At 57.4% G+C, this 21294-nt stretch carries 26 protein-coding genes; 10 read left to right on the top strand and 16 right to left on the bottom strand.

Features of this window, described 5'->3' with window-relative positions; genetic code table 11:
- Positions 1 to 90 precede the first annotated feature (90 nt).
- The gene (locus tag ABVF61_RS13705; protein WP_353994111.1) at positions 91 to 891 is read left to right on the top strand and encodes an alpha/beta hydrolase family protein; all 801 of its coding nucleotides are present in this window, start codon (positions 91 to 93) and stop codon (positions 889 to 891) included.
- A gap of 45 nt (positions 892 to 936) precedes the next feature.
- On the opposite strand, the gene ABVF61_RS13700 is transcribed toward ABVF61_RS13705, so the two are convergent.
- Both ABVF61_RS13700 and ABVF61_RS13695 read right to left on the bottom strand, forming a co-directional pair.
- Entirely contained in the window at positions 937 to 1881 is a 945-nt protein-coding gene (locus ABVF61_RS13700) for a DMT family transporter (RefSeq protein ID WP_353994110.1), read from the bottom strand.
- 77 nt (positions 1882 to 1958) lie between these two features.
- Positions 1959 to 2360 carry a GFA family protein gene (locus tag ABVF61_RS13695; protein WP_353994109.1) on the bottom strand — a complete coding sequence of 134 codons (402 nt, stop codon included), beginning with the start codon at positions 2358 to 2360 and terminating at the stop codon, positions 1959 to 1961.
- Positions 2361 to 2457: 97 nt separating this feature from the next.
- Between ABVF61_RS13695 and ABVF61_RS13690 the strand changes: the two genes are divergently transcribed.
- Entirely contained in the window at positions 2458 to 3174 is a 717-nt protein-coding gene (locus ABVF61_RS13690; RefSeq protein WP_353994108.1) for a helix-turn-helix transcriptional regulator, read from the top strand.
- Positions 3175 to 3257: 83 nt separating this feature from the next.
- Here ABVF61_RS13690 and ABVF61_RS13685 read toward each other — a convergent pair whose 3' ends face one another.
- Entirely contained in the window at positions 3258 to 3824 is a 567-nt protein-coding gene (locus tag ABVF61_RS13685) for a hemerythrin domain-containing protein (RefSeq protein WP_353994107.1), read from the bottom strand.
- 124 nt (positions 3825 to 3948) lie between these two features.
- Positions 3949 to 4842 (bottom strand): DMT family transporter, encoded by an 894-nt coding sequence (locus ABVF61_RS13680; RefSeq protein WP_353994106.1) that lies wholly within the window; start codon positions 4840 to 4842, stop codon positions 3949 to 3951.
- Positions 4843 to 4918: 76 nt separating this feature from the next.
- On the opposite strand from ABVF61_RS13680, the gene ABVF61_RS13675 reads away from it, so the two are divergent.
- A complete protein-coding gene (locus tag ABVF61_RS13675) occupies positions 4919 to 5266 on the top strand; it encodes a winged helix-turn-helix transcriptional regulator (protein WP_353994105.1) in 348 nt (115 codons plus the stop codon).
- Positions 5267 to 5311: 45 nt separating this feature from the next.
- Here ABVF61_RS13675 and ABVF61_RS13670 read toward each other — a convergent pair whose 3' ends face one another.
- The 4 genes from ABVF61_RS13670 to ABVF61_RS13655 all read right to left on the bottom strand — a co-directional run bounded on the left by ABVF61_RS13670 (position 5312) and on the right by ABVF61_RS13655 (position 8466).
- Positions 5312 to 6031 (bottom strand): carbonic anhydrase, encoded by a 720-nt coding sequence (locus ABVF61_RS13670; protein WP_353994104.1) that lies wholly within the window; start codon positions 6029 to 6031, stop codon positions 5312 to 5314.
- 99 nt (positions 6032 to 6130) lie between these two features.
- Positions 6131 to 7297 (bottom strand): glutathionylspermidine synthase family protein, encoded by a 1167-nt coding sequence (locus ABVF61_RS13665; protein WP_353994103.1) that lies wholly within the window; start codon positions 7295 to 7297, stop codon positions 6131 to 6133.
- 18 nt (positions 7298 to 7315) lie between these two features.
- Positions 7316 to 7987 carry a PspA/IM30 family protein gene (locus ABVF61_RS13660; RefSeq protein ID WP_353994102.1) on the bottom strand — a complete coding sequence of 224 codons (672 nt, stop codon included), beginning with the start codon at positions 7985 to 7987 and terminating at the stop codon, positions 7316 to 7318.
- Between the two features lie 35 nt (positions 7988 to 8022).
- The gene (locus ABVF61_RS13655) at positions 8023 to 8466 is read right to left on the bottom strand and encodes a YjfI family protein (protein ID WP_353994101.1); all 444 of its coding nucleotides are present in this window, start codon (positions 8464 to 8466) and stop codon (positions 8023 to 8025) included.
- Positions 8467 to 8628: 162 nt separating this feature from the next.
- Here ABVF61_RS13655 and ABVF61_RS13650 point away from each other — a divergent pair, with 162 nt between their 5' ends.
- The 4 genes from ABVF61_RS13650 to ABVF61_RS13635 all read left to right on the top strand — a co-directional run bounded on the left by ABVF61_RS13650 (position 8629) and on the right by ABVF61_RS13635 (position 11396).
- Positions 8629 to 9684 carry a potassium channel family protein gene (locus ABVF61_RS13650; protein WP_353994100.1) on the top strand — a complete coding sequence of 352 codons (1056 nt, stop codon included), beginning with the start codon at positions 8629 to 8631 and terminating at the stop codon, positions 9682 to 9684.
- Complete coding sequence (locus ABVF61_RS13645) at positions 9665 to 10309, top strand: DUF2491 family protein (RefSeq protein ID WP_353994099.1); 645 nt, start codon at positions 9665 to 9667, stop codon at positions 10307 to 10309. The genes ABVF61_RS13650 and ABVF61_RS13645 overlap by 20 nt, the downstream gene beginning before the upstream one ends.
- Before the next feature lie 21 nt (positions 10310 to 10330).
- On the top strand, positions 10331 to 10741 hold the full coding sequence (locus ABVF61_RS13640) for a DUF350 domain-containing protein (protein ID WP_353994098.1): 411 nt from the start codon (positions 10331 to 10333) through the stop codon (positions 10739 to 10741).
- Positions 10742 to 10832: 91 nt separating this feature from the next.
- Complete coding sequence (locus tag ABVF61_RS13635; RefSeq protein ID WP_353994097.1) at positions 10833 to 11396, top strand: DUF1190 domain-containing protein; 564 nt, start codon at positions 10833 to 10835, stop codon at positions 11394 to 11396.
- Positions 11397 to 11461: 65 nt separating this feature from the next.
- Here ABVF61_RS13635 and ABVF61_RS13630 read toward each other — a convergent pair whose 3' ends face one another.
- Positions 11462 to 12361 carry a LysR family transcriptional regulator gene (locus ABVF61_RS13630; protein ID WP_353994096.1) on the bottom strand — a complete coding sequence of 300 codons (900 nt, stop codon included), beginning with the start codon at positions 12359 to 12361 and terminating at the stop codon, positions 11462 to 11464.
- A gap of 89 nt (positions 12362 to 12450) precedes the next feature.
- Here ABVF61_RS13630 and ABVF61_RS13625 point away from each other — a divergent pair, with 89 nt between their 5' ends.
- Positions 12451 to 13095 (top strand): NADPH-dependent F420 reductase, encoded by a 645-nt coding sequence (locus ABVF61_RS13625; RefSeq protein ID WP_353994095.1) that lies wholly within the window; start codon positions 12451 to 12453, stop codon positions 13093 to 13095.
- Here ABVF61_RS13625 and ABVF61_RS13620 read toward each other — a convergent pair.
- The 6 genes from ABVF61_RS13620 to ABVF61_RS13595 form a co-directional block, all read right to left on the bottom strand.
- Positions 13079 to 14155 (bottom strand): lipoprotein N-acyltransferase Lnb domain-containing protein, encoded by a 1077-nt coding sequence (locus ABVF61_RS13620; RefSeq protein ID WP_353994094.1) that lies wholly within the window; start codon positions 14153 to 14155, stop codon positions 13079 to 13081. The genes ABVF61_RS13625 and ABVF61_RS13620 overlap by 17 nt on opposite strands.
- Before the next feature lie 55 nt (positions 14156 to 14210).
- Complete coding sequence (gene gltS, locus ABVF61_RS13615; RefSeq protein WP_353994093.1) at positions 14211 to 15440, bottom strand: sodium/glutamate symporter; 1230 nt, start codon at positions 15438 to 15440, stop codon at positions 14211 to 14213.
- Positions 15441 to 15662: 222 nt separating this feature from the next.
- Entirely contained in the window at positions 15663 to 16736 is a 1074-nt protein-coding gene (locus ABVF61_RS13610; protein WP_353994092.1) for a flavin monoamine oxidase family protein, read from the bottom strand.
- Between the two features lie 20 nt (positions 16737 to 16756).
- Positions 16757 to 17434 (bottom strand): cupin domain-containing protein, encoded by a 678-nt coding sequence (locus ABVF61_RS13605; protein ID WP_353994091.1) that lies wholly within the window; start codon positions 17432 to 17434, stop codon positions 16757 to 16759.
- Positions 17435 to 17684: 250 nt separating this feature from the next.
- Positions 17685 to 18164, bottom strand: a complete 480-nt coding sequence (locus tag ABVF61_RS13600) for a DUF3429 domain-containing protein (protein ID WP_353994090.1) — start codon at positions 18162 to 18164, stop codon at positions 17685 to 17687.
- A gap of 72 nt (positions 18165 to 18236) precedes the next feature.
- The gene (locus ABVF61_RS13595) at positions 18237 to 18683 is read right to left on the bottom strand and encodes a DUF4174 domain-containing protein (RefSeq protein ID WP_353994089.1); all 447 of its coding nucleotides are present in this window, start codon (positions 18681 to 18683) and stop codon (positions 18237 to 18239) included.
- A 224-nt stretch (positions 18684 to 18907) separates the two neighbouring features.
- On the opposite strand from ABVF61_RS13595, the gene ABVF61_RS13590 reads away from it, so the two are divergent.
- Positions 18908 to 19369, top strand: a complete 462-nt coding sequence (locus ABVF61_RS13590; RefSeq protein ID WP_353994088.1) for a DUF302 domain-containing protein — start codon at positions 18908 to 18910, stop codon at positions 19367 to 19369.
- Positions 19370 to 19432: 63 nt separating this feature from the next.
- Here the strand turns inward: ABVF61_RS13590 and hmuQ are convergent, their stop codons facing one another.
- On the bottom strand, positions 19433 to 19747 hold the full coding sequence (hmuQ, locus tag ABVF61_RS13585) for a heme-degrading protein HmuQ (protein WP_353994087.1): 315 nt from the start codon (positions 19745 to 19747) through the stop codon (positions 19433 to 19435).
- Positions 19748 to 19994: 247 nt separating this feature from the next.
- Between hmuQ and ABVF61_RS13580 the strand changes: the two genes are divergently transcribed.
- The gene (locus tag ABVF61_RS13580; protein ID WP_353994086.1) at positions 19995 to 21287 is read left to right on the top strand and encodes a fasciclin domain-containing protein; all 1293 of its coding nucleotides are present in this window, start codon (positions 19995 to 19997) and stop codon (positions 21285 to 21287) included.
- Positions 21288 to 21294 lie beyond the last annotated feature (7 nt).

Below are 21294 nucleotides of genomic sequence, written 5' to 3'. Positions count from 1 at the left end.
GCAGCCGGTCTTAACTCAGCCATAATCCGGTTGTGTATCGAAAAACATCAACCTTGAGACAAACCCGTTGCAAGGGTGATCATCACCGCGATGCACACGCCTGCTCACTTTACAAAGCCGATTGAAGTCATGCCACTTGCCGTCCATCGTCGTCTGTTGCCCGATTGGGGGACCACTTATGGTCCTGCAGACGCGGGCCCGCATCCTGCCGTCCTTGTGTTGCACGGGTCTGAAGGCGGCCTTTCCGGATGGTCGCACAGGACCGCGGCCATTCTTGCAGCCTCCGGTTTTCTTGCCTATCCGCATGCCTATTCGAAAGGCGGCAATGCGTGGAACGCCGGTTCGATCGAAACGATCGAACTGTTCCGCACCGTCGAGGCACTTAAGAGCCTGCGTTCCTTTGCGGCCTGCAATGGCCGGGTGGCGCTTTACGGTGTTTCCCGCGGCGCTGAGCATGCCCTTCTAGTCGCGTCGCTGATGGCGCAGGAACAGCTCGAAGGCGCTGCGGATGCCGTTGCCTGTCTGGCAGCTCCCGATGTTGTCTGCGGCGCGTTCGATGCGCGCAGTTTTCGGGATGCGGGTGATCCGGGTTGGCAAGCCTGGGACCCTGCCCAGCGCGCCTGGGCATGGCGAGGCCGAAGCGACAATTTAATGCCAACGACACCCATCGCGGTTGAAGACTTTGAAGGTCCGCTGTTTCTAGCCGCAGGCATGAAGGATCAGACCTGGTCTCCTCAGATGACCAAACGGCTCGAGGCGCGGCGGCGCGATCATGGGCTTGGTGTTGAGGCGCATTACTACATGGACGAGGGGCACGTTCCGGGCAGCGAGGGAGAGAACGAGCACCATCGCCTGCTCATCGATTTTCTGGAACGGACCTTGCGGGATTGAAAGCGATCCGGGTATCGGCGCCATAGGTGATCCGCAACAACCTGCTCACTGTTTCGGCGCTCGTTGCAGGGCCAAGCGTTCCCGGTTCAGCGTGTAAATACCCGTTGCGACGATGATCATGGCGCCGAACCAGGTCCAGGCATCGGGAAACTGACCGAAAACGACAAAACCGTAAAACGTTCCCCAGATCAGCAATGTGTATTGCAAAGGGGCGACGACGACCGCCTGCGCAGCGTCCAGTGCCATTATGACCAGTGTCTCGCCGCATGCGGCAAGGACAGCCATAGCAACAAGAAGGATGATTTCGGTGGTGCTGGAGGGGGGCTCCCAGACAAACAGCATCGGGACCGTCAGCAAGGCGCAGGAGACAATCGCGGTGTAGGCGACAGTTGTCCCGGCGCTGTCACCGCCGGCCAGAACGCGTGACAGGATCTGCCGAAGTGCGAATGCGGAAGCCGCGATCACCAGCAGGCCTGCCGCGGGATGCAGGACACCGAGGCCCGGCCGGATCACGATCAGTGTGCCGATGAAGCCGATCAGAACAGCACTCCATCTCCGGATGCCGACCGGCTCACGCAGGATCAGCGCACCCATGACTGTCACCATGAAAGGAGCGACGAATGTAATGGCGACCGCATCCGCAAGCGGCACGAATTTTACGCCGATAATGAAAAGTGTCGCCGAGACTGCAGCCAGAGCTCCGCGCGCGATCTGAAGCTTCGGATTGGCAGAAACGAGTACGGACTTTCCCTTCAGGCTGATCAAGAGGAAGACACCGAGCAACAGACCCAGCTGGCGGCACCACACAATCTGGAACGGATGGATCGTATCGGTGAGGAACTTTGCCATGGTATCCACGGCGGAGAACATGAACATGCCGGTCGCCATGAGCATGATGCCGCGCATCGTGTCCGAGTGCCGTCCTCCCGATGGGGATAAATGTCCGTTTGACGTTGCGATCTTGCGCCTCCATTGACCGGTCCGATCCATGGAGCCGTCGTGAAGTGATATCCGGCAATGACGGATCCGTCCATCGTGACCTGACGACCGGGCGTCGTGGCACGATGTCAGCCGGTATCCGGATGCCCCTTGAACTGCCGGGCATCATCGCAGATTGCGGACCAGGCCGGTTTTTCCGCAACGAACTCATGGAATGAATTGCGGACAATCGGGTCGTCATCGAAACAATGGGCATTGATCGGAAAACTGGCTTCCGGCGACAATGGTTCGCCCAAAGAGGTCCCACATTTGCGGCAGAAAGAGCGAACGAACGTGTAGGGCGCTTCCGGTTGATAGCACTCGATTTCAGCTTCACCGCTAACGAGTTCGAATTGATCCCTCTTGACGAAGACGAAGGGTGACGCGCCAAGTTTTCGGCAGCGCGAGCAATGGCATGTCCCCATCATCCCCGGCGTTCCTGAAACGACAAAGCGGACCGCACCACAACAGCAACTTCCTGACAGTTTCACGACGCTCTCCTTGTCCGGGTGGTGATGTTCCTCATTTAAAGGCACCATGCTGACAGCGTATTGTCAGCATGGTGTCAGTATCTGAAACGGGGGGAACATGAGGCGCGCCGACAGACTGTTCGAACTGATCGAGATCCTGCGCCGTGCGAAGAACCCGATCGCAGCTTCCACAATTGCGTCAGAGCTGGAAGTGTGCAAGCGCACCGTTTATCGCGACATCGCCACGCTTGTTTCACGCCGGGTTCCGATCCGTGGGGAAGCTGGTGTGGGATATATTCTCGAAGCCGGATTTCACATGCCGCCGCTCATGCTGACAACCAACGAAATTGAAGCGGCAATCCTGGGTGCACAATGGGTGCAGACACGGGCTGAACCCGAACTGCAAGACGCGGCCACAAGCCTGCTTACGAAAATCGAAACGATCCTGCCACGGGAGTTCGAGAGCCTCTTCCTTGCACCGGCAACCAGTGTAGCGCCTGCCGACCTTCCGCCTGAAGTTCTGAGTTCGGCCGAGATCCGCGCTGCGGTTCGGCAGAGAAAGAAGCTGCGCATAAGGTACGAGGACAATAACGGAACCCTCAGTGAGCGGACCATCTGGCCCATTCTCCTCGGATACAGAGATCACGGAAGGATCATTGCAGCGTGGTGCGAGTTGAGAGAAGATTTCCGATACTTCCGGACCGAAAGGATCATCGAGGCTGAGCCGCTAGAGGAGACCATCCCCAGGCGACAGGATCAGCTGCGTGCCGACTGGAAGCACGCGATGGATGCCGAGCGTGAACGGTATGAGGATCCGGCGGACGAAACCGATTGAGACAGTCCTCCTTCGCGACGTGCAAATGAGGACGTTGCCGCACACGAACAGCCTTCGCGTGCGACAAGTCCTTTCTGGCGCCCCTAACCCCGCAGCCGGTGATGCAGGATGATGGGGACAGCGAGTTCCTCCTCGTCGGAGAGGTGGCGGTCGAGAAACCCTTCGATCGTTCCCGCCAAACCATGAAGCTGACCGGCTTCTTCAAGGGCCTGATGTTCATCCAGCTGGATCAGCTGGATCGCACGATTGGCCGTTTCAGTGAACCGGTCCAGCACGCGATCCAGTTCCTTGTGATCTTTTTCCAGGATTTCCAGGCCTGCATCAAATCGCGGGTCGGCAGCGGAGAGTTCTGGAAAGTAATTCCTGTCTTCCCAGGTGTGGTGTCCGTGCAGGTTCGCGACAAGTGCATTACCGTAGTAGGAAAGCCGGGCGGCGAAATCGTCCGGCTCCCTCGACCTGTCCAGATAATGCTCTGTTTCCAAGCGCACCAGCTCGCCCAATTGGCGGAACATCTGGTGCGCGCCAAGCCAGTGCCGGGTTTTTTCCTTGAAACCCGGATGCGCTTCCCAACTGTCGCGGGGATAATCGCTCAGAAGGACGCGCATGGTTTCGGGCATATCGTGGGTACGGATGTCGAATTCCTGTGTCATCGCCATCTCCTTTCCGAGCATATGTCGGATGGGAGGGCATCCGTTACCAGTCGCCTATGCGCATTGCCGTTATGCATCAGGAGGTTAGCGGCAGTTTGACCGCCGCGACAATGCACCAATCAGTTCATCCCTCACGCCGTGGTTTCCCGGTCACCAGAAAGATCGCGACCAGGATAACCGCGAGGGCCGCCAGTTGATGCGTCATGATCGTCTCCGAAAGCACCGTCACGCCGATCAGCGCCCCGCCGACCGGGACAGCAAAGTTGACTTGCGACATGCGCGTTGCCCCGAGGCGCGGCACAAGCTGGAAGTAGATGAGGGTCGCGAGCGCTGTTGAAAACAGCCCGAGATAGACAACGGTGCCGACCGAGGTGGCGTTCAATTCGACCGCAGCCGGATCTATTCCGGAAAAGACTGCCATTGCGGTAATCGCACCGGCCGCAACAATTGTCGAACCCGCTGCCATTTCGAGTGGCGCTCTTTTGACAAAGCGTCTGACATAAATCGTGGTTACGCCGTAGCAAAGAGCTGCGGCCAAAATCGACAGCTGCGCTGGAAGGTCACCCCCAAGCTGCGCAAGCGCACCTGGTCCGACAAGCAGGACGATGCCGGCGATGCCGCAGACCAAGCCCAGGACGATCCGGCGCGTCAGCTGCTCATCGGCAAAAACGAATGACGCCATAAACACAGTCGTAACGGGTGCAATGCCCATCAGAATGGACGCCAGCGCGCTGTCGACCGTCTGTTCGCCATAGGAAATCAGCAAAAACGGAATGGCGCTGCCCAGAAGGCCGCTGACCCCGTAGTGCATCCAGTCTTCCAGCCTGCCGGACAGACGCATACGGCTCATCTTCAGCACAGCGTAGAGAAAGAAGGCACCAATCAGCAGACGCCCGGCGACAAGAAGAACCGGATCGAGGGACTGAACACCGATCTTGATCGCCGTATAGGAAGAACTCCAAAGCGCTGCAAGGACCAGCCAAAGGGCGATATCGGAAGGGCTCGCATTTTCTTTCACTGTCGGCTCCTTTCTTTGCTACTATAACAGTAGCATACATTGCTACGTTTTTAGTAGCAAGCACAAAGGAGCAGGTATGGCGGACAAGACACCGAAGCCGGATCTCCCGCAACCGGGCCAGCCGGTGCGCGGCTCGAAGACGGGACAGCCGATCATGGTCCTGTTTGATCTGATAGGACGCCGCTGGTCGATGGGTATCTTGTGGAACCTCAGCGACGGCAACCGCACCTTTCGCGATCTGCAGGAAAGATGCGGGTCCGCCTCTCCGAGTGTTTTAAACACACGCCTGAAGGAGTTGCGCGCCGCAGGCCTGGTCTATAACGCGGAGAACGGCTATGCCCTGACAGATGACGGCCGTCAGCTTTTCGACCGGCTGGAACCCCTTGGAGACTGGGCGATGGACTGGGTGGAAAAACTGCGCTGAGCGGCGGCAAGCGTTTAACCAGCGTCGCCGACACTCAAGCGTGGCTCACAAGAACTCAACTATTCCGGTGGCAATGTCATAAACGCCTGCGACAGTCATGAGTTTGCCCTTGTCGTGCAGACCTGCCAGCACCGGTTCTGAGGCAGACGCTTTTTCTGCGTTCAGCTTCGCATTCTGCGCGATCGCTGCTGAGAGAAGATCCGCCGGATCTTGCTGCATGACATCATAGACGGCCGGACGGATGGCCTCGACCAGGCTGGGCAGGTGGCCGGGTGGAAGCTTTCTGTCCTCGACAGAGGTGATGGTCGCATCAACGGCTCCACAAGCTGTATGCCCGAGGACGACGATCACCTGGACGCCGAGCACGGCGGCGCCGAATTCAAGGCTTGCAAGACCATCTTCATTGATAAAATTCCCGGCAACGCGAACGACGAAAACATCGCCCAATCCCTGATCGAAGATGATCTCGGGAGCCACTCGGGAATCCGAGCAAGCGACAACTGCGGCAAACGGCCTTTGACCTGCTGACCGCTTTGCCCTTTCCAGCGAATGGTCCGTATTGACCGGCGCGTTGGCGACGTAGCGGGCGTTCCCCTCCTTCAAGAGCTGCAAGGCTTCTTCGGGCGAGGTCGGCGCTGCCGCGCTTCCAGGATCTGATACGGTCTGCGCCAAAGCTGCAGGCGACAACAGCGCACCTGCACCTGCCATTCCGATAGCAATCGCGCTTCTGCGAGAGATTTTCGCTCTTGTCTCATCGCCGCACATGAGATCTCCTCCTTCGTTTGCCAGCCAGATCGACACGTTTGAGCACGGACCGGATTGAAGCCTGCATTGGCTGTCGATCAGCTTAAACCGACCGCGTTTTCAGTCTTCAAGGATGACGTGCGGCACGAAGCGCGATAGGTCCTGCGTCACCGGATGACGATCTTCCCGGATACAGATGCCGGAGGCAATGCCGCCAACAATCCAAGACCCGATCATTGCATAGTCCTCGCCGAATTTCGGCGGCTCCTGGTAGGCTTGAAGAATGTGCCCTTCCTCGCCGTAGTGCCCCGGCGTCGACAGTTCGTTGTCTTCGACGCCGCGCACCGTGATGTTGGCTCCTTCCCGGCTGAAGAACGGTTTGCGCACATGCGGCTCTTTCAGGATCTCCGGGGTCGCGTCCTCTTCAAAACAGGCAGGAAGGAGGTTTGGATGTCCCGGAAACATTTCCCAAAGCAAAGGTAGGATGGCCTTGTTTGACAGGATCGCCTTCCAAGGGGGTTCGAGCAACCGCAAGGGCGAACCGGGCAGAAAGGGTCCGTATTCCTCGCGGAACATATCCTCGTAAGGGTAAAGCTTGAAAAGAGCGTCGATGACGAACTCGTCGCTGTCCGCGAAACGCCCCTTATCGTCGACACCAATGTCTTCAACGGCAACGAAATGCGGGGTGAGACCGGCCTGTCTTGCGCAATCCTCCAGATACCTGACCGTTGCCCGGTCTTCGTCCTGATCCTTGGATGACGCGAAATGGATATGATAGCCGGGTGCAAACATGGCGGCAAAGCGTTCGATCAGCCGATCCTGAACGGAATTGAACTGATCCGCTTCTTGCGGCAGGACACCGGATGCAATCTGCTCTTCCAGCCACATCCACTGAAAGAACCCGGTTTCGTAAAGCGCCGTCGGCGTGTCGGCGTTGAACTCCAATAGCTTCGCGGGGCCGGTCCCGTCATAGAAAAAATCAAATCGGCCATAGAGCGAAGGTTCAGAGTTCTCCCAGGAACTTCGGATCCAATCATGGTACTGCAACGGAATGGCTATCCTGCCGAGCAAATCGGCATCTCGGACCACACGGTCTACCAGATCCAGGCACATGCGGTAGAGATCCTGGGACGGATCCTCCAGATCCCGTTCGATTTCCTCCAGAGAAAACACATACGCCCGGCTCTCGTCCCAATAGGGCGCCCCGTACATAGTGTGAAAGCCGAAACCGAGTTTTTCGGCCTGCTCTTTCCATCCCGGCCTTTCCGGAACCGTTATCCGTCTCATGCGCGGACAGTCTGGTCTTCAGAGTTTTGCCAGAAGCGCAGCGACGTCATTTCTTTCCGGGCTTTCCAACGCCCTTATCTTGGCTTCCAGATCCGCTCCGCTCTCCAGCCGCGCCTCTTCATCAGCAGCTTCAAGCATCGCTTGCTGCTCCGCCTGCCTCTGCTCGAGCCGGGCCAGGCTGTCGACAGCGCTGGCAAGCTTTCCGTCTGACGCCGTGGTGTTGGTGGAAGCTGCCTTTTGAGCCTTGATCAGCGCTTCATTGGCCTTGGCGCTCTCCATCTTGCGCTGGAGCGTTTCAATCTTGTTTTCAGACTGACGGATGGTGCTGTCCATCCGTTCCTCGGTCGCCTTGTACTGGTCGAACAGTTGTTGGTCGGCCTCGACCTTGTCGCGAAGCTTGAGGACACTCTTGATGATTTCGATAGCAAGCGGTTCATCGCCCTGTTCCTTGGCTGTTCTGGCGGCCTCGGTCCGGCGTTCGACTTCACCCATCACCTCGGCGATGGACTTTTCCTTCAGCTTGCGATTGGCGGACATACGCGCCTTCTCGTCCTTGGCGGCGGCGATTGCCTTTCTGGCCTCGCGCACTTCCTGCTCAAGTATCGTCATGAGATTGGCGTCCTGAACGGCTTCCCCGGCCCTGTTGGCGTGGCCCTTGAACGCGGTGATCAACTTGCCCCAAACACTCATATCTCTGTTTCCCGTTTCAATCCGAAAGGCAGTTTTCAGGCCGCGTTCGTGCGCGGGCCGACATCTGCGGCCAATTCAAGCGCACAGTTGGCAATCGTGCGCACTTCAGTCTCGACCGATGCCAGGGTGGAACGAACCGACATTGCGCCGAAAAGCTCGTAATACTCTTCGCCGTCGATGTCATCGATCGACAGGGCACAGAGCGGCAACAGCTTTTTGTGGTTTCGAAGCATCATCGCTTCAAATGCGACCGGATCATCCTGCAGGGCGCGCGGCCACAAAACGACCGAAGTGAGAATCTGTGTCTCGCCAAGGGTCATATAGAGCGTAATTTCACCGGCCGACTGGAGCTGGACTTCAAGAACATCCGGCTGCACTTCATTCACCGTGCAGCGGATCTCGTTTTCACCGAATGAAGCGGACTTTTCCAGTGCTTCCTTCAGCTCGTGCAATGACCAGGGGGTCTGATGCGCGCTCATTCATTGGCCTCCAGTTGACGGCCGGGCCCACAACCCAGCCTCGAACAAGTAGAAGTGAACAGGTGCCGTTTCAAGCGATTTTTCCGCGCGATAACGCGATTTGACAAGGCCGCCTGCTCTGGCCACAGTACTGGAGCGATTCAACCGGGGCAGAATCCATCCGTGCCAATTATTCAATTACTCATTTCGCGGATCTACCAGCACGTCATTGAGCTTAAGCTCTGGCTGCTTGCGACGCTGATCTGCGCTTATCTGCTCATCTCATGGGCCTTGTTCGCGCTCGCAGGCGAGAGCGGACTGACATCAAACCCGCTCACATTCATCTATTTTGCCGCCACAACGGCCTCAACCGTCGGATATGGCGATCTGTCACCGGAAACAGATGCGGGCCGTATGGTCGCGGCCTTCTGGTTTTTTCCCGGCGCACTGTTGATTTTCTCAGCCGTTCTTGGCCGCCTGACCGGCGTACTGGTGGAAGGAGTTAGGCGTATGGCCGACGGAAACGGAAACTACGAGCGCGTGCAAAACGCGACTGTCATAGTCGGGTACCACCGGGACAAAACCCCGCTCATGGTGGAAAACCTGATCGCGGGACAGGATGGCGACGACAAGATAATCCTGCTTGCGACATCCAAGAACGTCGACATTCCCGAAGGCATCCGCCTGATTCGTGCGGACCGGCTTGACGCGCTGCAATCTCTCAAGCGTGCCGCGATTGCCGGAGCGCAAAAGGTTCTTGTTTATGCAGGGACCGATGCAGAAACGTTCAACACCTGTCTTGCCATTCGGGAACTGAACACCGACGTCCACATCGCCGCCTATTTCGAGGACCGGGATACCGCAAGGCGCGCCGGCAAGCTGGCGAACATAGAACCCGTTGTTTCAAATGCGTGCGAATCCCTCGTGCGTGCAGCACAGGATCCAGGTGCCGGCCAGATCCTCATGGCCTTGTCGACTGCCGGTTTCGGGGCAACAATCTACTCGGCAATCGTCGAAGCCGACGGGACCACCGGAACGGCATCCATCGACACGTCGTTGAGCAGCTCCAACGGCACTCTGATCGCTGTCAGGCAGCCGGGCAACAAGGACTTCCTGTTCCGTCCGTTCCCAAAGGAACTGGCTTCAGGTGGGTCCATCTATTATCTTAGCAACGAGCGACTGAGCGCGAGTGACATCTCCAATGGCCTGGAGGGGGCAAATGTTCGGATCACTATTTAAGCGTTCAAAGGAATGGCTGCCGCCCGAAATCCTCGGACTGACGATCGGACGCGGCATTACCTTTGATTCGATCGCGCTGCGCCTGCTTCCCGCTGACAGTCTCATTGAAAGACCGGACACAACGCTGATGATCACCGCACAAGGGCATTGTGACCTTGGCGAACAATCCCACATGCACCGGTTTTATCCCGATGATGACCGATTTCTGGTGCAGATCCAGGGAGGTGACGGCGAAGCAGACACGCGTGTCGATGAGGTGATGCTCTGGTATTTCTTCGATGTTCAGTATCCGACAAACGACGCTGACTGGAGCCGGTACAAGGATGCAATTCGCCAGACGACCTATACCCTGCCGTATGATGGCAAGGATTATCGGTTCGAACGCGCGTGGTTCGACACTTCGTCCGCCCCGGAAGACCCAATGACCTATTGGGAAGAGATCTGCGACGACCGCTCCGGTGGCGGTCGACGGCGCATCTTTCAAACCGCAATGCTGTTTGCAAGGCCGCTCCAGGACGGACGGGACGAAATGCTTCTCGTCAACCTGGAAGAACCCGACAATGCAGAACGCAGCATTGCCTACATGATCGGTTTCCCGCTCGAAGAGCACAATTTTTCTGTCTAAGTCCATTACCGGAGATCACCAATGGCTGACCTACAGGCATCCCTAGCCGGCATTATTCCCTTCATTGCCTATTTCATTGCGGCAATTGCCATGTTGCTGATTTTCATGAAAATTTACACGGTCATGACACCCCATGACGAAATGGCCCTGATCAAGGAAAACAACGTCGCTGCGTCGCTCGTGTTCAGTGCAGCGTTTTTCGGGTTTTCGCTGCCGCTGGCGAGTGCTGCCGCGAATTCGGTCAACATCATCGATTTCATCATCTGGGGTATCATTGCCTGCGTCGCACAGTTGATCGCCTACCAGATCTTCCGGCGCTTTTACCCCAAGATCACGTCACGCATCGAACAGGGAGAGATTGCGATCAGCACGAAGCTTGCTGCGATTTCCGTGACAGTTGGACTGCTCAACGCCGCCTGCATCACCTACTGACCGAACCCGAATTGGCTAACCAATGGTCGAACCCATCGGTTCCTGAACTTTCCAATTTCATCAGACCGCACTTCCGGTCGGGAGAATTTTCATGAAGCGTTCCAAGTCAATCAAACTGGTGGTCATGGCAACGACATCCGTCACGCTTGCCGGGTGTTCTCAAGAGCCTGACGTTGAAGGACGCGTATACAAAAGCGAAGCGGAGTGTGTTGCCGACAGCTATGTCGCCGATGAAGTCTGTGCGACCGCGCTCGCAACCGGTGCCGACATCCACAAGGCCTCCGGGCCGCGATACGCCTCGCCGACGCTCTGCAGCGAACAGCACGGCAACAATGTCTGCGTCAGTGAAACGACAAACCAGGGGACCTACTATACACCGCGTCCGTCCGGATATTTCCTGGCAGGGGCCCTTACAGGTGCTTTGACGAACGAGCTTCTGCGGTCGAACGTAAGACCGGTTTATCCGGAGCGCGGAAGCAGCCGCTACTACACCTCACGTGGCTACTATGTCGGCAGCTATGGCGGCGGCAGCTGGCGCACCTACAATGACGCCGTCAAGAATCCGCCCAGCCCGGCGCGTGTTCAAACACGCACCTCCATTGCGTCACGCGGTGGTTTTGGCAGCCGCTCGAGCTTCGGTTCCAGAGGCGGATAACAGCTACGGGGTCCTTCGCGCGTCTCCGAGGCCCCGTTAAACAATCGAAACGAAACGCTTCAGAGCTAAAGCGCCTTCATCAGATCTGCAATTTCCGTTCGGAACCAGATATGGGCAGGATCGTTGTGCCGGCGGGGATGCCAGAGCATATCGACCTTGAAACCCGGAACGTCGAACGGCAATGGCCGGGAAACCGTCGTCTCGCGATAAAGCGATGCAAGACGGCCCGGGACAACACATAGCGCGTCGGACTGCGCGACAAGGGCCGGTGCCAGCAGGAAACTGGGCAGGGATACGCTCACGTGCCGGCTTGCGCCCAGCCGGGAGAGCGCTTTATCGACCGCTCCGACAAATCCCCCTCCTTCCGGTGAAATCAGGACATGCCGCGCAGCGCAAAAAGTGTCGAGTGTCAGGTTTAGGTCGCTGAGAGGATGGCCAGAGCGCATGATGATGCAGAACGTTTCCGACAGCACAGTTCGAGACCTCGCATCCGGCAGGTTCATTCCGGTCACGAGCGCAAGATCCGCAGTATCCCCTTCCAATGCTGCCCACATGGATCTCGGTTCGAACGGCAGGAAGGCCAGCCGCGCCAGCGGTGCGGATGACCTTACCCGCTTTTCCAATCGGTTCGCGACAATCGCGTGGACATAGTCCGTTGCGATCAGACGAAACGTCTTTTGTGTCGTTGCCGCGTCGAACGCATTGTTTTCACGAACAAGCGCGTCGAGATCCTGAAGGTGTCTTCGCAGGTCGCCCTGCAGCGCACGGGCCCGGCTTGTGGCGACCAGATGACGCCCAGAAGGTGTCAGAAGCGGGTCATTGAACAGGTGTCGCAGCCTCTTGAGCTGAGCTGACATGGCCGGCTGACTGATGCCGAGGCGATCGGCTGCGATCGAAACACTCTCGTGCTCCAGCAGGGCATCCAATGCCATGAGAAGCCCCAGGTCTCCCTGCTTCATATCCATTTTAGTTATGCCTAGCATACAAAATTGAAATTTCAATTATGAATGCTTCACCGCCAAATTCAAGCCAGCACCAAACATAGGAGAGAGCCATGAAAATAGGCATCATCGGTTCCGGCGGCATGGCAAAAGCGCTGGCCGGCAAATGGAGTTCCAAACATCAGGTCATGCTGTCAGGCCGCGACCTTGAGAAGGCATCCGGCGTCGCAGCGGAGATAGGCGCAAGCGCAGGCAGCGCACAAGAAGCGGCCGGCTTCGGAGAGGTGGTCGTTCTTGCGACACGTTGGGAGGACGTCTTCAGCGGTATCGACAGCGCCGGAGGCCCCGATGCTTTTCAAGGCAAGGTCGTCATCGACATCAACAATCCGGTCAGCATCGAAACCTTCTTGACGACGCGTGAAGATGACCGGTCGCTGACACAAGCCATTGCCGACCACCTTCCGGGCGCACATGTCGGCAAGGCTTTCAACATGGCACAGGTAGCCGTTTGGGAAGACGAGGACATGACGTACGACGACCGCCAGATGGTCACATTGTACACAGCTGACGAAAGCGCCGACAGCGTGATTGCGGAACTGATCCGGGATGTCGGCGCAGACGCGCTGCGTCTCGGCGGGAACGAGCATGCCTACCAGTTGGAGGCTGCGGCCGCGATCGTCATCAAATTTCTGTTCGCCGGTCGCGATCCGCAGACCATCTTCAATTTCATCCAGCCTGAGGTCAAAGCCGTCCGCTGAGGCTGTTCGGCGGTCCGGTCGCGGACCTTCGCTCGGGCAAGACGGCCGCATCCGTTCGCCCAACCCTGGAGCGCAGGTAGCTGCTCCACGTGTCCGCATCTTCAAATTCCCAAGGTGGAAGGATATCCGGTCCCAGTTTTTGCCGTTCCAGGAGTTCTTCCTCGCTGATGCTGCTATCGATCAGTCCGAGCTCCTGGAACAGGCCGACTGAAGCGCCAGGCACCCAGCGACGCAGATCATACCAGGGTACGGTTTCCCGAAGACGTGGGCTGAGCTTTAAAAGCGTCGTGAAACAGCTCTCTGAAATCGTCGAATAGAATTGAGGGGTTTCGTGAAGGCCTGCAACAAACTCAAGGAGGTTTTTCAGATAGGCCCGCCCCTCTTCACCTGTTCCCTGCAAATCGAAGAAAAACAGATCGTTGGGTGGAACCCGTGCGAGCCGCTTCCACAAAAGGTCCCTTTCGGTGCCCAGTACGGGGTAAAGCTGATCGTGTTTGAAAAATCCGGCAACAGCATCAAAGGTGTCCCAGCTGGTCCTCCGGGCCTCAAACGAAACGGCCAGATGATCGCCGTTTGAGAAGGCAAAACTCATCATGACGTGGACCGTTGCCGCGGAATTGCCAAATGGTTGGTAGATCAGTTCAATCCCGCTCAACGCGCCAAGGTCGAAGGTTCGCGTCGTCCAGCGAGGTCGAGCCGGTTTGCCAATCTGATGGACCGCATCGCGGAAATTGATAATTTCAACGCGATCTCCATCAAACTTCACATCCACAATACGCTCGTGCAGCGGCACGAAGCTTTGCGGGTAAAGCTCCTTTTGAGAATAGGCCACAAAGAACAGCACGAGGGCGCCGATCACCGCAACCCGGCGCCAGAGCCTCACTGTTCCGGGCACAAACCATAATCCGGCAAGAACCGGCACCGCGCAGACTGAAAGACCTGTGCGCAGCCAATCAGGCCAACCGAGCCAATAGTGACTCGCGGCGGCCATGAAAGCTGAAGCCAGGATGACAGAGAGCCCGGCCAAGAAACCCGATAGACGCGTAAAGGTTATTTTCATGGCCTCTCATCCCATGACCTTACATCGCGCGATCGCCCGGCAACGGATGAGGCTGTCATCCGAGCGCCAGGAACCATTGAATGATGAAAGCGTTTGCCAGATCGACAAAAAACGCAGAGATCAGCGGCAGGACAATAAAGGCCAGCGGAGACGGCCCGTATCGTTGCGTGACCGCCTTCATGTTGGCAATTGCGGTTGGGGTCGCCCCGAGCGCAAAGCCCGCGAATCCGGCAGACAGCACGGCAGCAAAATAATTCCGTCCCATGACCCGGAAAACGATCAGGACGATGAATAGGGTTGCCGCAACCGCCTGCAGGACCATCGTAACCGCAAGGACACCCGCGCTTCCGGCCAGGGTCCAAAGTTCCATGCTCATCAGGGACATCGACAGGAACACAGACAGGCTGAACTCGTTGATCAGATCCATCGACTGAGTTCCAGCCGGGGATTTCGCTTTTCTGAAAATTGCCGGGACGAGATTTGACAAAACAATACCGGCAATCAGGCAGGGCACGAACAGCGGCAGTTTCAGGCCTGCGGTGAGCAGGCTCTCATGGGCAGAATAGCCAATCACAATGGCGACGTGGATCCAGAGGATGCACCGCATGATTTCGACATGATTGATCGGCGCGCGTGTCTCGTCAGTCGCTGCAGCTTCATGTGTCTCGCCGCCCTCTTCGCCTGTTGGTGCGGCGCTCTTGTTTTTGGCGATCAGGAACTTGGCAATCGGTCCACCGAGCACACTGGCCAGTATCAGCCCCACTGTTGCGGACGCGATGCCCAGCTCAGCCGCGCCGGTCACATCATATTGCGAGGCAATGGTCGGGCCCCAGGCAATGGCGGTCCCGTGGCCCCCGATCAGCGATGCCGTGCCCAAAAGAACACCCGCCTGCGAAGGCAAACCGAACAGCAGCGCACCGGCCGAACCGACGATATTCTGCACGATCATGAAAACCAGGGTCAGTCCCAGCATCACCGCCAGTATGGGACCACCGCGGGTCAGATCGGCGACACGTGCGTTGAGGCCGACTGTTGTAAAAAAATAGACCAGGAGAAAGTCACGAACCGAGAGATCATATTCGATCGTCCGGCCCGTGGCTGCAACGACCAGAAGTGCGCAAATGGCCGCTGCAAGGCCTCCGCTGACCGGTTCTGGAATGCTGTAGGACGACAGGATCGTGAACTTCTTTGTGAGCCGTGCGCCCAGGAAATAAACGATGATGCCCAAGGTGAAAGCTGCAAAGCTGTCAATGACAATCGGATCTGCAGCAGCCAGGGGATCCATGGGCTTCTCCGTTTGATGACCGTTCCCGCCGCTGGTTCACGCGTTCCTTTTGAACCCGTTTGCCCCCAAGCCAGCTTGCCGGTCGTGAACTCCATTCGTCTTTAAAAGACATCGTAGTCCATCTGCAAAAGCAAGACCAAGACCTTCCAGGTGTCTCATCGGACATTGCTTTCCGTTGGCGATGCTGGACACAAAACGCCACTTCGCAACTACAATCGCTCCTTAGAACCGTTCCGCTGCCTCCAATGCGCCCTCCAGAAATCCACCGTTCTCCGGTGCCGTTTCCGTTCCCGAAAAGACGACACGTCCCTGCCAGGGATCCGCATCCAGAGTAATATTTCGATATCGAGGATGGCCGGCCAGATCGGGCATATCTGATGACGTCGCGGTCGCGGGTTCCTTCGCCCAGTTCACCAGATGGACAAGAAGCGGGTGTGCAGCCTCCGGCCCGAAGAGCTCTACCAGTTGCGCGATCGCATCGCGGCGGAGCTGCTCATCATCACTTTTAGCACCGCCGCGGCCAGGTGCGACAAAGCCGAAAAGCGCTCCTTCGACGGCAGCGTCGATATCCGATGAGGCGTCGTGGATTTCAAAGAGCGGACCGCGATGACTGATCGCATCTCCCGATAGACCATTGCCACGCCAGAACGCGCGCTCATAGATCGCAACGATTTTGGCATGACCGGCCATCCAGGTCGGCACTTCATTCAGCCTCTTTGAGAAAACGTCAGTCAGGGCTGGGCGAAACGCAATCCGAGCCGCAACCAGGCGCGGAGGCATGGCCAAAACAACCCGGTCGGCAAGAAATCCGAAAGCGCCATCAGGCCCCGATCCTGTCACCAGAATTCCGTCCTTCGATGCCTCGAGACCACTGACGGCGTGTTTGAGACAGACAGCATGCGGCGGCAAGTCGGCAGCCAGCTTGTCGGTCAGCCGTGCAAGGCCGCCCGGCAGCCTCAAGGCTTCGCCCATGGTCGCGAAATCGACATCCCGCCGGATGAGACCGTTCTGATCCTGGAATACGAGTTTTCCAGATGCATGCTGGCGCATGAGCGGAAGGTCGAGATCCGCAACGAGCCTCAACATCCGCGTGTTGTGAGGCCAAACCCATGCAGGTCCGAGATCGTAGCGCACATCGTCCGAGACTGAGCCCGGCAGCGAAAGAATGCGGCCACCGGCACGGTCTCGCGCTTCAAAGAGCTTGACGCTCCCGCCCTTGGAGGTCAGCGACCGCGCAATGGCGAGGCCGCTTAACCCCGCGCCGACAATGACAGTCTCCAGCCTTACCAGCGTCACCGAGATGTCCTTTCCCACCGTCAGGCGCCGGGCGCTGAGACGTGATTGAGATGCCCGGTCTTGATCCAAAGTCGCGCGCCTTCCGTGCTGGCGGTCAAATCAATATGTTCACCGACAGGCCTGCGGACCCATGACCAGGGACCCAGCCTCTCACCGCCAGAAGTCACGTTGCCCTCCAAAACCAGAATTTCCACGCCACCTGCGGCATCGATCGTTGCGCTTGTGCCAGGTTCCCAGGTTTCAATACTGACTTTTTCGCGGGCATCTTCAAAAAGAGGCGAAACCCTGATCCCCTTTCGCCGTTCGTCTGCGACTGACCCCAGCTTGTTGGTGTCGATGCGCACATGGCTGCGATCTTTTGGATCGAATTGCCAAAGCTTTACGAAGATTACCGCGCCTTGCGGCGCGCTCGGCGTATGGCTCGACCCCGGCGGATTGCGAATGTAGGAGCCAACAGGAAAGGCACCATGTTCATCTTCGAAGACGCCTTCGAGAACGATAAACTCCTCGCCGCCGTCGTGAGTATGGGCCGAAAAGGCGCTTCCCGGTGCATAGCGCACGATTGTCGTTGCGCGGGCAACTTCATCACCGAGCCGGTCAAGCATCATGCGTTCAACGCCCGGCATTGGCGACTTTACCCACTTGTGGTCTTGCGGCACGACCTGAACACTCCGGTCAAAATCGGCATTCAGTTCCATGTCCTCTTTCCTTTCAGCAAAGCGACTGCACCCGTGACTTGCAACACGAGCTTTGCAACAAATCACATTGTCTCACCTTCGGCGGTGAAATGCTATAACTATCTACTGATAGATAGATTGTGCTGGCATATTGCTTTCTCAATTCACGAACCCGTGAACTGCAAGCATCATGAGCAGCAGCCCTTTCATTGGCTAAGCGCGCGTCTCATCCCAAGAGATTGAAAATCTTCCGATTTGAAGCCGCCTTCGCTCAGACGGCCCCCAGGGACCCGACCAAAAGCGATCCCATCACGGCAATGCTCAAAGGGATTCGCAGTCTCGGATACCAGGCTGGCGCTTCACCTCGTATCGATGCCTGAAGATCCAAATAAAGAACGAGTGCAAAGGCGGCTGCAAGCACCAGCAATCCGGGGAACACCGGCATTAGCAACGCGATCCAGCCTATGAGCGAGGGAACAACACTCATACACAATCGGGTTGCGGACAGATTTGGCAGCCCGTCGCGCCCCATCGTGAGACCCCATTGGATCCCGCCCAGAAACGATAGAATAACGGCACCATAAACCGCGAGAGCATAAGCTGCCCATGCGGACCAGGATTGTGGACCGAATACAGTGAGCAGCGCTGCCGCAATGAACGGGAGCGCGCCCGTCCCACCAAGCCACTTCGCCGACAGCGGTACGGGTGAGCCTCCGTGGATTGGACCCGTCTGTGTATCCTGTGAAGTCATCTGGTCCCTTCGCTTCAAACTCTGCTCACTGTTGCGTAGCCAGCTCCTCGAAGGGCTGGCTTGCGGACCCCGTCAACGGCCTGCGCGCTTCATTTCGTGCTGCCGCATGGGCATCGTGTCGATCAGGGAAAAAATGTCAGTTGCGGCGAGAGGTGCGGGAGAACGCAGCTTGATGCCGGTATCCTTCCCCAACAAAAGCACTTCGAACCGGGCGTCATTTTTTCGCACGAAGGCTTTCAACTCACTGCCTGACAAACCGAGATCGGCTCCAGACACAGATCGTGCCTTGTCGCCGATGATTTCGATGACAGACATATGCCGGTCATCAAGTTCAGGCCTCATGCCCATAAGCTGCTGTCGCTGAGACAGCAGCGACGGGTCCTCATCATGCGTCGCGAAAACGAGGAGTACCCTGTATTTCCAGGCCCAGCTATCGGACGGCCCTGCGATCGCCGTACCGACAGAACTTGCGTACATCGAAACCACCATTGCAAAGAACATTGCTGCTTTTGTTGCCACTTCGTTTGAGCCTCTCCTTGGACCGTAACCTTCCGAGTACGATCAACGCCAGCCGACGGATCTGAAGTGGCACGTATTCCTGCGGCGAAAAAAGCGCATGGTCGCATGCGATTTCCGGCCTTCCGCAAAAAGGCTTTATTGTGCTCATAAAAGTGTGATTGGCATTCGCGACAATCACCGCATGAAATTGCCTTCCATTCCAATTCCATTGTCTGGAGAATTCAATGTTCAGCATTACTTTCAAAACGCTTCTGTCGGTTCTGGTGTTCGGCTCATGGCTGACGGTGGCCCATGCTGCGGGAACGGACCGGGTCCACGTTCCGAGTGCGCATTCCGTGAAGCAGACCGCGGACAATCTGGTTGCCGCCGTCGAAAAGGCGGGAGCGAAAGTCTTCGCCCGTGTCGATCATGCGGCAGGCGGCAAAAGTGTCGATATGGAAATTCCGGCAAACGAGCTCGTCATCTTCGGCAACCCGCAGCTCGGAACGCCTGTTATCCGCGATGCTCCCGAAGCCGGGCTTGATCTGCCGCTCCGCGTGGTGATCATCGAAACCAGTGACGGCACCATCCTGGTTTACCACTCACCGGAGTCCCTCGCCGCCACCCATGGTCTGCCCGCCGACCACCCGAGCATCGTCAAGATGACAGGTGCCCTGAAAAACCTGACGGCTGCTGCTGCAAAGTGAGCTTACGCGTCGCTGCTTCGCTCCCGGGACGAAGCAGCGATGCTGCCTGGCGCAGGTCTGGTCTTATTCGCTCAGAACAGGCACAAACCCCTCAAAATGCGGATGTCCGGCGTACATGTGCCTGTTGTTGCCCGCATTCTTGTGTGCAGCTCGGAAATGCTCCGATCTCGTCCAGTCGATGAAATCCTGACGGTCAGACCAAACCGTATGCGTTGCGTAAAGGGTCGTGCCGCTTTCCTCGTCAAACTCCCCTTTCAATAGATGAAATGTCTGGAAACCCGGCACTTCGGAAAGCCGGGAGTCACGCTCTTTCCAGACTTGTTCAAATGCTTCCTCCTGGCCCTTCAGGATCGAAAAGCGGTTCATTGCCAAATACATGTTCTGCTCCAGATTGGGGTGAGGCGCTATTGGGAGACCCACCCGGGTAACCTGAGTGAGCTGCTCATGTTTTTCAAGCCCTTACCCCGGCGCTTTGGACACCGACGCGTCCGCTCATGCCTCCGGATAAGTGCAGATCTGGCTCACCCGTTCACGCGACTGTGAACGCTAAATCGTGCGCTCGAGCAAACTGTTGAGCTGATCGACCGTAGACAGCGGCGATGGGGCGCAAGTAGGGAGCGCAAAAATGCCCACAAACACGATCCTCGATATCGCGAGCGGAAGTAACGATTTTCAGATTCTCACAGCAGCCCTCGGAGCATTTCCGGATCTTGTCACCGCTGCCGGTGATCCAAACTCAACGCTGACCGTTTTCGCGCCGACAGACCAGGCATTCCTCAATCTCGCAAATGCGCTCGACCCGACTGTTGGAACCGATGAGACCAAGGTTGTTCCGGCCCTTATCGCCGCATCGGAGCTCTTGTCGCCTTCCGACAATCCGACAGCCTTTCTCAAAAATGTCCTGACCTATCATATCGCGGGCGATGCCCTTGACGGGGCGGCGGTTGCCGGAAGCAGCAGCATCACGACCCTTTCGGGCGAGACGATCGAGCCGGACACATCATCCGGTCTTTCGCTCGGTGACAAGGACGACGGTTTTGCCGACCCCAACGTTGCCAACCCGGCCGGGTCCGAAAACGGCATTGTTGCCGACAATGGCATCGTTCATGTCATCGACAACGTTTTGCTGCCTTACGACATCACATTTGCGAAAGGTGGTTTCCTGTTTACCGGCAATGGTCCGGACGCCGTGATCGGCTCCAATCATTTTGACTTCATTTCACTCGGGAAAGGTGACGACATTGCAAATGGTCTTGGCGGTCATGACATCATTTTCGGCGGCAGGGGCAATGATCTCATCAAGGGCGGTGACGGCAACGACTATCTCTTCGGTGGAAGAAACAACGATACGATCGAAGGCGGCGCCCACAACGACTACCTGAACGGCGGACGCGGACACGACTTCCTCGATGGCGGCGACGGCAATGACAATCTTATCGGTGGCCGCGGGAAAGACGTGCTCGAAGGTGGCGCCGACAACGACTATCTCAACGGAGGACGTGGAAGAGACAGCCTTGAAGGGGAAGAAGGCAACGACTTCCTGGTTGGTGGCCGGTCAGCCGACAGCTTCATCTTCAACCCTTTCCGTGACGGAGAAGGCGACGACGTGATCGCCGATTTCAATGCCAACCGGGATAAACTGGTCCTTGACCTGCGCGATGGCGCCCCCGAAGTTCTGGACGCGATTGCGGCGACCGGCGCCGAGGGCCTTCAATTCACAGACCTTCTTGAATTCGATACTGATCCGGACACCGACGGCACCCAGGCAGCAGTTTCCTTGGGCGCATCGCACGATGGAGATCTCCTGATCACCCATCTGACCGGCACCATCGAGCTCAACGGCATTCCGTCCGACGTGGACCCAGCTGCGCTCATACCGGCGATCGAGTTCCTGGTAAACGACGAACCGCTCAGCTAACGCCAGA

Source organism: Roseibium sp. HPY-6, assembly GCF_040530035.1.
Taxonomy (GTDB): Bacteria; Pseudomonadota; Alphaproteobacteria; order Rhizobiales; family Stappiaceae; genus Roseibium.
Note: the sequence above shows the minus strand (reverse complement) of the source record. Positions and strands in the feature narration are given on the sequence as shown.

Coding starts and splice junctions, on each gene's coding strand:
- ABVF61_RS13685 (WP_353994107.1), bottom strand. CDS start 3,824: ATGACACAGGAATTCGACATCCGTACCCACGATATGCCCGAAACCATG.
- gltS (WP_353994093.1), bottom strand. CDS start 15,440: ATGGATCCCCTGGCTGCTGCAGATCCGATTGTCATTGACAGCTTTGCA.
- ABVF61_RS13665 (WP_353994103.1), bottom strand. CDS start 7,297: ATGAGACGGATAACGGTTCCGGAAAGGCCGGGATGGAAAGAGCAGGCC.
- ABVF61_RS13660 (WP_353994102.1), bottom strand. CDS start 7,987: ATGAGTGTTTGGGGCAAGTTGATCACCGCGTTCAAGGGCCACGCCAAC.
- ABVF61_RS13605 (WP_353994091.1), bottom strand. CDS start 17,434: ATGGAACTGAATGCCGATTTTGACCGGAGTGTTCAGGTCGTGCCGCAA.
- ABVF61_RS13655 (WP_353994101.1), bottom strand. CDS start 8,466: ATGAGCGCGCATCAGACCCCCTGGTCATTGCACGAGCTGAAGGAAGCA.
- ABVF61_RS13580 (WP_353994086.1), top strand. CDS start 19,995: ATGCCCACAAACACGATCCTCGATATCGCGAGCGGAAGTAACGATTTT.
- ABVF61_RS13640 (WP_353994098.1), top strand. CDS start 10,331: ATGGCTGACCTACAGGCATCCCTAGCCGGCATTATTCCCTTCATTGCC.
- ABVF61_RS13670 (WP_353994104.1), bottom strand. CDS start 6,031: ATGTGCGGCGATGAGACAAGAGCGAAAATCTCTCGCAGAAGCGCGATT.
- ABVF61_RS13590 (WP_353994088.1), top strand. CDS start 18,908: ATGTTCAGCATTACTTTCAAAACGCTTCTGTCGGTTCTGGTGTTCGGC.
- ABVF61_RS13635 (WP_353994097.1), top strand. CDS start 10,833: ATGAAGCGTTCCAAGTCAATCAAACTGGTGGTCATGGCAACGACATCC.
- ABVF61_RS13620 (WP_353994094.1), bottom strand. CDS start 14,155: ATGAAAATAACCTTTACGCGTCTATCGGGTTTCTTGGCCGGGCTCTCT.
- ABVF61_RS13630 (WP_353994096.1), bottom strand. CDS start 12,361: ATGGATATGAAGCAGGGAGACCTGGGGCTTCTCATGGCATTGGATGCC.
- hmuQ (WP_353994087.1), bottom strand. CDS start 19,747: ATGTATTTGGCAATGAACCGCTTTTCGATCCTGAAGGGCCAGGAGGAA.
- ABVF61_RS13700 (WP_353994110.1), bottom strand. CDS start 1,881: ATGGATCGGACCGGTCAATGGAGGCGCAAGATCGCAACGTCAAACGGA.
- ABVF61_RS13690 (WP_353994108.1), top strand. CDS start 2,458: ATGAGGCGCGCCGACAGACTGTTCGAACTGATCGAGATCCTGCGCCGT.
- ABVF61_RS13600 (WP_353994090.1), bottom strand. CDS start 18,164: ATGACTTCACAGGATACACAGACGGGTCCAATCCACGGAGGCTCACCC.
- ABVF61_RS13625 (WP_353994095.1), top strand. CDS start 12,451: ATGAAAATAGGCATCATCGGTTCCGGCGGCATGGCAAAAGCGCTGGCC.
- ABVF61_RS13645 (WP_353994099.1), top strand. CDS start 9,665: ATGTTCGGATCACTATTTAAGCGTTCAAAGGAATGGCTGCCGCCCGAA.
- ABVF61_RS13675 (WP_353994105.1), top strand. CDS start 4,919: ATGGCGGACAAGACACCGAAGCCGGATCTCCCGCAACCGGGCCAGCCG.
- ABVF61_RS13705 (WP_353994111.1), top strand. CDS start 91: ATGCACACGCCTGCTCACTTTACAAAGCCGATTGAAGTCATGCCACTT.